This window comes from Acetobacter sp. DmW_043 (genome assembly GCF_002153485.1).
GTDB lineage: Bacteria > Pseudomonadota > Alphaproteobacteria > Acetobacterales > Acetobacteraceae > Acetobacter > Acetobacter thailandicus.
Genome location: NZ_JOMN01000015.1, coordinates 215524 through 224699, shown reverse-complemented (window position 1 = coordinate 224699; position 9176 = coordinate 215524). Strand labels below are relative to the sequence as shown.

Annotated in this window: 8 protein-coding genes; 5 read left to right on the top strand and 3 right to left on the bottom strand. The window is 49.4% G+C overall.

Features of this window, described 5'->3' with window-relative positions:
* From lpdA to dld, 3 genes are all read left to right on the top strand, one after another.
* Positions 1-1497 (top strand): dihydrolipoyl dehydrogenase (gene lpdA / locus HK11_RS06380; protein ID WP_086554491.1); only part of this gene is annotated, 1497 nt, incomplete at its 5' end.
* A 90-nt stretch (positions 1498-1587) separates the two neighbouring features.
* On the top strand, positions 1588-2562 hold the full coding sequence (locus HK11_RS12565; protein ID WP_369822927.1) for a L,D-transpeptidase: 975 nt from the start codon (positions 1588-1590) through the stop codon (positions 2560-2562).
* A gap of 121 nt (positions 2563-2683) precedes the next feature.
* Complete coding sequence (dld, locus tag HK11_RS06370; RefSeq protein ID WP_086554490.1) at positions 2684-4402, top strand: D-lactate dehydrogenase; 1719 nt, start codon at positions 2684-2686, stop codon at positions 4400-4402.
* Positions 4403-4604: 202 nt separating this feature from the next.
* Here dld and HK11_RS06365 read toward each other — a convergent pair whose 3' ends face one another.
* Both HK11_RS06365 and ahcY read right to left on the bottom strand, forming a co-directional pair.
* The gene (locus tag HK11_RS06365; protein ID WP_086554489.1) at positions 4605-4991 is read right to left on the bottom strand and encodes a DUF3597 domain-containing protein; all 387 of its coding nucleotides are present in this window, start codon (positions 4989-4991) and stop codon (positions 4605-4607) included.
* A gap of 78 nt (positions 4992-5069) precedes the next feature.
* On the bottom strand, positions 5070-6359 hold the full coding sequence (gene ahcY / locus HK11_RS06360; protein WP_086554488.1) for an adenosylhomocysteinase: 1290 nt from the start codon (positions 6357-6359) through the stop codon (positions 5070-5072).
* A gap of 249 nt (positions 6360-6608) precedes the next feature.
* Between ahcY and HK11_RS06355 the strand changes: the two genes are divergently transcribed.
* The gene (locus HK11_RS06355; protein WP_086554520.1) at positions 6609-7262 is read left to right on the top strand and encodes a 1-acyl-sn-glycerol-3-phosphate acyltransferase; all 654 of its coding nucleotides are present in this window, start codon (positions 6609-6611) and stop codon (positions 7260-7262) included.
* 18 nt (positions 7263-7280) lie between these two features.
* Positions 7281-8435: a DUF2125 domain-containing protein gene (locus tag HK11_RS06350; protein ID WP_086554487.1), complete on the top strand. Its 1155-nt coding sequence runs from the start codon at positions 7281-7283 to the stop codon at positions 8433-8435.
* Positions 8436-8445: 10 nt separating this feature from the next.
* On the opposite strand, the gene gloB is transcribed toward HK11_RS06350, so the two are convergent.
* Positions 8446-9174, bottom strand: coding sequence for a hydroxyacylglutathione hydrolase (gene gloB / locus HK11_RS06345; protein ID WP_086554486.1), 729 nt, complete (start codon positions 9172-9174; stop codon positions 8446-8448).
* Positions 9175-9176 lie beyond the last annotated feature (2 nt).

Sequence of the window (9176 nt, the reverse complement as noted above, 5' to 3'; positions counted from 1 at the left end):
GGTAAAGCCGGTGGTGCTGCTCCTGCTAAAGCGGCCTCTGCGCCAGCTCCGGCAAAGGCGGCTGCCTCAGCCCCGGAAGTAAAAGCGGCTGCACCTGCTGAAGCTGAAAACGTTGATTATGATGTCATTGTTATTGGTTCAGGCCCGGGTGGGTATGTATGCGCAATTCGGGCAGCACAGCTTGGCTTTAAGGTCGCCTGTGTAGAAAAACGCGCAACCCTTGGTGGTACCTGCCTTAATGTTGGCTGTATCCCTTCAAAGGCATTGCTGCAGTCATCTGAAAATTATCATGCCGCGGCACATGATTTTGCAGCTCATGGTGTTGTGCTTGAAAAAGTTGGTCTTGACCTTGCTAAAATGCAGGCTCGTAAAAGCGAGATTGTGACAGCCAATACCAAAGGTGTTGAGTTCCTTTTCAAGAAAAATGGCATTACCTGGCTTAAAGGTCACGGTAAGGTTGAAGGTACGGGTCGCATTACTGTTGATGGCAAGCCGGTTACAGCAAAGCACATCATCATTGCTTCAGGCAGTGATAGTGCGAACCTGCCAGGCATCGAGATTGACGAAAAAGTTATTGTTACGTCAACAGGCGCGCTTGAGCTGTCTTCAGTGCCTAAACGGCTTGTCGTGATTGGTGGTGGCGTTATCGGTCTTGAGCTGGGCAGTGTCTGGAATCGTCTGGGTGCAGATGTTACAGTCGTTGAGTTCATGAACCATCTGGTTCCGGGTATTGATAGCGAAGTGGCATCTCAGTTTCAGAAACTCCTGGTAAAACAGGGCTTTAAAATGAAACTGGGTCATAAGGTAACCAAAGCAGAAAAAACAAAGTCAGGTGTTGTGCTGACTGTTGAGCCTGCTGCCGGTGGCGCTGCTGAAACGATTGAGGCAGATGTTGTTCTGGTTGCTGTTGGCCGTACTGCTGCCAGCAAAAATATGGGGCTGGAAGAAGCCGGTATTGAACTGGATAAGCGTGGCCGTATTGTCACGGATGCACATTTTTCTACCAGTGTTCCCGGTATTTATGCGATTGGTGATGTTATTGCTGGTCCGATGCTGGCACATAAAGCAGAAGAAGAAGGCGTGGCTCTGGCAGAATTGCTGGCAGGTCAGGCTGGTCATGTAAATTATGATGCCATTCCAGGCGTTATTTATACATGGCCTGAAGTTGCTGCTGTTGGATTTACAGAAGAAGCACTAAAGGAAAAAGGTGTAGAGTATAAAACAGGTAAGTTCCCTTTCCTTGCAAATGGTCGTGCGCGTGCTTTGGGTATGACTGATGGGTTTGTGAAAGTTCTCGCCTGTAAAAAAACAGATCGTGTTCTTGGTGTGCATATTATTGGCCCTTCTGCCGGTGAGCTGATTGCAGAAGCAACAATGGCTATAGAGTTTGGTGCTTCTGCTGAAGACATCGGGCGCGTTTGCCATGCACACCCGACATTGAGTGAAGCAGTGAAAGAAGCGGCTCTGGGTGCAGATGGCCGTTCTCTGAATATTTAAAATTTTTGACGAAGGGAGCACCAGAACTTTCCGTCGTCAGTGACCGGAGAGTTTGATTTGCACAGAGCAAAAATTTTTATTCTGGCATGCATGGTGTTTCCTGTTCCGCTCCTGGCGCATGCGCAGGAGCGGGCTGTCTCTCCTCTCGTTTCTGGTAGTGAAACACCTCAGTCGGAACAAACCAGTCCAGCTCCGGCAGATAAAATAACCTCTGACCAGCATACGGCCGGTAGTGAAACTCTTCCTGAAGTGCCAGCTATGCCGGATTATCCGACACTTGCTGTTGAGGATGTGCCAGCAGAAGTGCATCGCCTTACTCTCGCTTTTAATAAAGAGGTTGGCGGTGAAAAAAATATTTCAGCCGAGAAGAAAGCGCTCTGGATCAGCCTTGCACAGAAAGAACTGGCAGAGCATTCAGCAGACCATCCGCTGACACGTCCGCAGGTGCTGGTTGTTGTAGACCGTAACCCCGGGGTCCAGCGCCTTGCACTTATTGCAGCACTTCCTGGCGATGCTGAGGACTGGCAGGTTATCGGCGTGACCAAAATATCAAGTGGTACAACTGGTCGTAAATATTACTATATTACCCCGACAGGTGTTTTTGCGAATACATCAGATATTCTGGGCTACAGGGCTTTAGGTACGAAAAACGAGCATGGTATCAAAGGGAACGGTGTCAAAGACATGCGCGTGTGGGACTTTGGCTGGCAGTGGGCTGAAAAAGGCTGGCTGCCCTCACGTGAGAAAGGGCAAATTCGCCTTGAGATGCATGCGACTGACCCTGTTTATCTTGAGCCGCGCCTGGGGCATACCGCGTCAGAAGGATGTGTGCGCATCCCTGCAGCATTAAATATTTTCATTGATAAACATGGTCTGATTGATGCTGAATATGAGCGTGCTGCCGCAATTGACAGGCGTTTTAGTGCCTTGCTGCGCAAAGATCGTAATCAGTCGCCTTTAGCAGGGTCTCTTCTCGTTGTGGTTGATTCAACGGATGCGCTGAAAGCGGCTCATCCGAGTAAGGTGGCTCAGTCTGTTCAGAAACAACATAATATGATCAGGTGAATTTTAATATTACCTGCAGATATTATTAGATAAAATGGTTTTGTGTGTAGCTTCTCTTTGCTATTTTCAAATAGCTTAACATTAGATAAAAAATAACAAACATTCAGGAGACTAATATCCCATGGCGCATGTACAATCTCAGCCAGATCACGCGCTTGTATCTGGTCTTAAAGCGATTGTTGGTAAAGAGCATGTGCTGAGTGGAGATGCTGACACGTATCAGTTCCGGCATGGGTTTCGTTTTGGGTCAGGTCAGGTGCTCGCGGTTGTAAGGCCGGGTACCCTTACAGAGCTCTGGCGGGTTGCTCAGGCTGCTGTGCAGGCTGATAAAATTATTATTATGCAGGCAGCTAATACTGGTCTGACCGGTGGCTCAACACCTGATGGCGATAATTACGACCGTGAGATTGTGCTGATCAGCACTTTGCGGCTTACAGGTATTCACCTCATCGGTGAGGGGCGCCAGGTTGTCTGCCTGCCAGGCTCTACATTGTATGAGCTTGAAAATAAACTGGCTCCGCTGGGGCGTGAGCCTCATTCAGTTATTGGTTCATCCTGCATCGGGGCATCCGTTCTTGGTGGTGTAAGTAATAACTCAGGCGGTGCTTTGGTACAGCGTGGCCCGGCTTATACGGAAATGGCTATTTTTGGCCAGGTTGGGGAAGACGGACAGCTGCGTCTGGTTAACCACCTGGGTATTAACCTGGGGGATGACCCGGAGGCTGTTCTGACACGGGTGCAAAACGGTGATTTTAGTGATGCTGATGTCACGTGGGATGCAGCCCGTGGGCATGATGACCGCTATATTCAGCATGTTCGTGACGTGGATGCAGACACTCCGGCACGGTATAATGCTGATCCTGCACGCTGGCATGAAGCTGCCGGTTGTGCCGGTAAGCTTGTGGTGTTCGCTGTCAGACTGGACACATTCCCTGCTGAGAAACGTTCCCATGTTTTTTATATTGGGACAAATGACACGCAGGAGCTTGAAGATCTGAGGCGTCATTTACTGACAGGCTTTGATGAGCTGCCGGTTGCTGGTGAATATATGCACCGGGATGCATTTGATATTGCTGAGAAATACGGCAAAGATACATTTGCAGTCATTCGCTATCTGGGCACAGGATTTTTGCCCCGGTTTTTTGCCTGGAAATTGCACTTTGATGGCTTTGTTAAAAAATTCCGCTTTTTACCTGACAGCCCCAGTGACCGTTTTTTACAATTTGCCAGTAAATTTTTACCAGGCCAGTTGCCTAAAAGGATGCTTGAGTACAGAAATCGCTTTGAACATCATCTGATGCTTAAAGTTTCAGAGAAGCTGATGCCTGCTGTAAGAGTTTATTTGCAGGAGTATTTCAGCAAGGCCAGTGGCTCATTTTTTGAGTGCACGACAGACGAAGGTAAGCGTGCTTTTCTGCATCGTTTTGCGGCTGCCGGTGCAGCGGTGCGCTATCGTGCGGTGCATCACCGGGAGGCTGAAAATATTGTGGCTCTCGACGTAGCTCTGCGTCGTAATGACCAGGACTGGTTTGAAAAGCTGCCAGCCGAAATTGAAGAAAAGCTGATTGTTAAGCTCTATTATGGTCATTTTCTGTGCCATGTGATGCATCAGGATTATGTTGTGAAAAAAGGCTATGATGTCATGGCCGTGGAACACAGCATGTTGCCTGGTCTTGATGCGCGTGGTGCGCGCTACCCTGCTGAGCATAATGTAGGACATTTGTACCAGGCACCAGATGAAATGCTGGCGCATTATCGCACGCTTGATCCGTGCAATTGTCTCAACCCGGGCATTGGTCAGGCGACTAAAAAACGAAAATGGGTTGCTGAGAGCGTTTAGCTTTATAATGGTAAAGCTATTCGATTATTAATGACGTTTATTGGCGCTATTCCAGCATTGCCAGTAATATGAAGTATGCCTGTTTCGTTAGGCTGAGGCTGCAAAGGTAGCGTAAAAATATTAGTGGCTGTCATTATGCCTGATGGCCTTAGCAATCAGGCATAATGATATCTGTATACTCTGTAGAATGTTTAGCAGAGTATCAGAGGCTTGCAGGCAGCTTACCGTCGTTTTCAGCCAGTTTCTGACGCACAGCTTTAATCAGCCAGACGTTCATAGAGGCTGAATCGTTGGTGTCCCCGGTAAAGCCAAGTTCGCCAGCCAGCTTTTTGCGGGCATCGAGAGAGCTGTCCAGATCAAGCAGCTTAAGCAGATCGACAATAGATTCCTGCCAGTTGAGCTTCTGGGGGTTCTTTTCTGCCAGCGCATTTAGCACAGCATTGACATCTACCGGTGCGGCAGCTGCGGGTGCCGTGGCAGATGCAGCGCCTGTCTGTGCAGGTGCACTCCCGGCTGCTGCCGGCGCATCAGGTGTCGCTGCTTTAGCGTGATGGAAAATAGCTGAGAGAATTGAGCCGAAAATACTCATCAGAGAATCTCCTGTGTGAAGAGAAAAAACAGAGCAGATCACAACCCGCAGGTTGTGATCCGTTTAGTCTGTATGCTCTTAGTAGCGATATTCTTCGCTTTTGAACGGACCATGAACCGGTACGTCAATATAATCAGCCTGTGCCTGGCTGAGTTGTGTGAGCTGTGCTCCAACTTTAGCAAGGTGCAGAGCAGCAACTTTTTCGTCGAGCTTTTTAGGCAGGGTGTAAACTTTGGCTTCGTATTTGCCAGCCGGAGCAGTCCACAGTTCGATCTGTGCCAGAGTCTGGTTGGTGAAAGACGCAGACATCACGAAAGAGGGGTGACCTGTTGCGTTGCCAAGGTTTACCAGGCGGCCTTCTGAAAGGACGATCAGACGTTTACCATCAGGGAAAACAACTTCATCAACCTGTGGTTTGATATTGTCCCACGTGAAGTTACGCAGGGCTTCGATCTGAATTTCAGAGTCAAAGTGACCGATGTTGCACACAATGGCGCGGTTTTTCATGGCGCGCATGTGCTCAAGGGTAATGACGTCAACATTGCCGGTAGCTGTCACGAAAATATCGCCACGTGATGCAGCGTTTTCCATGGTAACAACTTCATAGCCTTCCATAGCGGCCTGCAGGGCGCAGATCGGGTCAGCCTCGGTTACCAGCACGCGGCAGCCTGCGTTACGCAGAGAGGCAGCAGAGCCTTTGCCAACATCACCATAACCGGCAACGACAGCAATTTTACCAGCCATCATCACGTCAGTACCACGGCGGATCGCATCGACCAGGCTTTCGCGGCAGCCATAAAGATTGTCGAATTTTGACTTGGTTACGCTGTCGTTAACATTGATTGCAGGAACTTTGAGTTCACCGGTTTTCTGCATTTTCCACAGGCGGTGCACACCTGTTGTTGTTTCTTCAGAAAGTCCTTTAACATCGGCGAGCAGCTCAGGGTATTTGTCGTGCATCAGCACGGTCAGGTCACCGCCGTCATCGAGAATCATGTTCGGGGTCCAGCCATCAGGGCCTTTAACCGTCTGCTCGATACACCATACGAATTCTTCTTCGCTAAGGCCTTTCCATGCAAAAACCGGAATGCCAGCTGCGGCCATAGCTGCCGCTGCGTGATCCTGGGTGGAGAAGATGTTGCATGAAGACCAGCGCACAGTCGCACCGAGAGCTACCAGGGTTTCCATCAGAACAGCAGTCTGAATGGTCATGTGCAGGCAGCCTGCAATGCGTGCTCCTTTAAGAGGCTGGCTTTTGCCATACTCTTCACGGAGCGCCATCAGGCCTGGCATTTCGCCTTCTGCAATGGAAATTTCCTTGCGGCCCCATTCAGCCAGAGAAATGTCTTTTACTTTAAAGTCGCTCATCGTGGTTCTCTAATCCTCTTGAGATAAGGTGGATTTTTATACATCCCGAACTCCGCGCAGGCCAGAGAGAAGGAGAGTTTTTCTTATTTTAATGTTATAATGACTTGCAACAGGTAAGCTTTTAAGAGCATGGAGAGAGCCACGGGCTGATTTTTGAGCGGGCTCACGGACCGCTTTTAAAGAGATATTGTTGTGATTGTAGCTATTATCCGTTCTGTTATTTTTAATGTCGCCTCCTTTTCTTTGACAATGCTCATGGGTGTGGGGGCATTTTCTGTGCGCTGGTTTGCGCGGGGCTATGCGTTACCATATGCAAAGCTGTGGTCGCGACTGGTGCTTGCGCTTTTTCAGTCTGTATGCGGGGTTAAAGTTCATATTGTCGGGCGGGAAAATCTGCCGGCTGAAGGCCCTTTGCTGATTGCCTCTCAGCATCAGTCAGCGTTTGACACTCTTATCTGGATGTTACTTGTTTCCAGGCCCTGTTACGTCATGAAAGGGGAACTGCGCAAAATACCTCTTGTCGGGCCAATGCTTATTCTCGCCGGCATGATGCCCATTAACCGTTCTGCCGGGACCAGGGCTTTACGTGTTTTGTTGCAGGAAACCAGCAAGGCGATGGATGTTGGCAAACAGGTGATTATTTTCCCTGAAGGAACAAGAACAGCTCCGGGGGAGAGGGTGCCGCTCAAGCCTGGTATTACGGCTATGGCAAACCATACAAAACAATCGGTTATTCCTGTAGCCACAAACTCCGGTGTGTTCTGGGGGCGGAATGCTTTTCTGAAAAAATCAGGGGATTTATATGTGGTCATTGGCAAGCCAGTGCAGCCTGCCCCTGGTAAAGTGATGATTTCTGACATTCAGCAGGCCTGGAGAGATATGGAGGAGACATTTTCTCCCTGATGTATTGGTTATGACGGCATGACAGGGCTTAAAACGCGCAGAAAGATTTTATATCGCTCTGTTGTGCTCGCGCTGTGCGGCATCCTGTTATGCGGTATGGCGGATTTTATATTAAGTTTGTCTGGTCAGTTTTATTTAAAGCGCCAGCTTGTCGCCTTTCAGCAGCAAAGCGGGTGTACGCTCAGAGCGACAAAGCAGACAAGCTACCCCGGTATTTTTTTTAATCCTTCAGTGCAGCTTTCAGGTGCTTCGGTAAGATGCTCGGAGAAAGCACTTTTTTTTGCTGAGAACGTCCGGCTGGGTTTTTCACCTTTTCATCCTTTTTCAGCTGTTCTGAGGCTTGAAGGCGGAGAAAAGCTGGGGCTGTCTTTATCCTCAAAGCAGAGCGATGTCTGGCAAATGGCAGGTGCTCCTGTTGAGCTTTTGCTTCCGTTGCGGGGGGTATTTCCTCTTTCTGCTCAGGATATAGCGTTTTCTGCAGATTTTATCACGCTTTCCTCCCGGCAGGGTGTACTGGCGCAACATGCTCTGTCACTGCGCCAGGTAAAAGGGCGTATGCTTATTAACCCAAAGGCTGAGGCTGATAAGCGGATAGCGGGTTTGCACATCACTGCGCAGAAGCTTAACATCGCGCCCGGTCGCCACGTGTTAACTAATGTTTCTGTCGTTGTGACACTTCCCGGTCCTTTATCTGAGCGCCGACAAAGCTGGCAGCGTTTGTTACGCAGTACCGGTGATGTGGCAGAGCAGAAAGAAGGCCATTCTGGTTCTGAGCCGGTAACGGCGGCCCAGGCTTTACCTGATATTTTTATTCCTCAGGCTGAGGCAGACTGGCAGGGTCTGCATATGACCTGGGCTGCAAAACTCTTTGTGCTTGAGCATGAAGGGCTGAGTGGTGACAGCTGGCTGACACTGACGAGTTTCCGACCGTTTTTTGAGCAGCTGAGGCATGATAATATAGTGCCGGAGCAGCAACAGGAAATTATGACAAAGCTTGATGCCGTTTTATCTCGTAATGAGAAAACACAGCCGTGCTCTGTGACGCTGTTTGTTCCCGTTCGTCACAGTGAGATTGTGTTTGCCGGTTACAGTGCCGGCTCTCTGCTTTCTGCCCTGCATGCCGCCGAAGGGCTGATGCAGGGCAGGCAGGCTGATACAACTGTTTCTCATTAAGAGAGGTTGTTTAGAAGTTATCTTTTTCCTGACGCCATTTTGTAAAGGTGGCTACATCTTTTGCCAGCAGAAAGGGGTTGGTAGCCCGTTCTGTGCCAAGTGTTGTTGGCAGGGTTGGCAGATTTTCAGCCCGCAGCTTCTTTACCTCTTCAATGCGAGCCTGCAGAGCTTTGTTGTCGGGGTTTGTATGATGCGCAAAAGCCGCGTTGCTCAGTGTATATTCATGGCCACAATAAACACGGGTCTCGTCAGGCAGACTGTTAAATTTGCTCAGAGAGTCAAACATCTGTGCCGGCGTACCCTCAAAAAGGCGGCCACAGCCCATGCTAAAGAGTGTGTCACCGCAGAAAAGAGCAGGAGGAGCACCGTCAAAATAAAAAGCGATATGCCCGATTGTGTGTCCCGGTACATCCAGCACCTTCGCAACAGAGTCACCTACGGCTACTGTGTCACCCTCACGCAATGCAATATCAAGCTTTGGCAGGCGGCTGGCATCGTTAGCAGCCCCTGCGACTTTTGCATTGTAGCGCTTTCTCAGGGCCTCTGTGCCATCTGTATGGTCAGGGTGGTGATGTGTAAGCAAAATCAGGTCAGGTTTAAGGTTTGCAGCATCAAGTGCTTTTTCAACCGGTTCTGCGACTCCCGGGTCAACAATGGCTGTTATGCCAGTTTTTGTGTCGGTTAAAACCCAGACATAGTTGTCTGACATGACAGGGATGGGGTGCACTGAAAGAGACATTG